Origin of the sequence: Pseudomonas sp. MD195_PC81_125 (assembly GCF_014060985.1) — a bacterium.
GTDB lineage: Bacteria > Pseudomonadota > Gammaproteobacteria > Pseudomonadales > Pseudomonadaceae > Aquipseudomonas > Aquipseudomonas parakoreensis.
Map to the genome: position 1 here is coordinate 1 of NZ_JABULD010000849.1, position 512 is coordinate 512.

At 56.2% G+C, this 512-nt stretch carries 1 protein-coding gene and 1 pseudogene; both read right to left on the reverse strand.

The annotated features are described in order from the left end of the window. The coding region (locus HT737_RS29690) for a lipopolysaccharide kinase InaA family protein (protein ID WP_308810002.1) at positions 1-198 on the reverse strand (198 nt) is incomplete at its 3' end. Positions 199-202: 4 nt separating this feature from the next. Then, positions 203-512 (reverse strand): annotated as a pseudogene (locus HT737_RS29695) (SAM-dependent methyltransferase); the annotation flags it as partial.

Sequence of the window (512 nt, forward strand, 5' to 3'; positions counted from 1 at the left end):
CAGCCAGCTGCGATAGATATGTCCGGTCTGGCGCTTGGCATACAGTAACTGGCCGTCACGGCCCACGACCCGTTGCACACCACTTTCCCCGCCACGGCGTACGTTGGGCTCTTCCACCCATTCACCGCGCTGGTTCCAGTAGTAATCGAAGCGATCCTGGGGAGCGACTTCCGTTTCTGCTGCTATTTGCACCACCATCCTGTTACCTCTTGCGTAATACGTAAACCCGCCACATGGCATAGAGCGGGATAAAATCGAGTTGTTCCTGAATGCGAAAACCTGCTTCTTCGAATTCTTTTTCAACTGTCACAGCCGGTAACACAAACCGGTTCTGGTAACCTTCCTGCCCGCGACGCCGCTCGGCGCGCTTGCGTTTCCAGGCCTTGAAATTACCGTCCACCCACAACGAAATGATGACGCTATCACGGGTGACGCGCTCGAACTCGCGCAGAATCGCCCGCCGGTGCTCGGCTTCACCGATGTGATGCAGCAACCGCATGCAGAAAATGCTG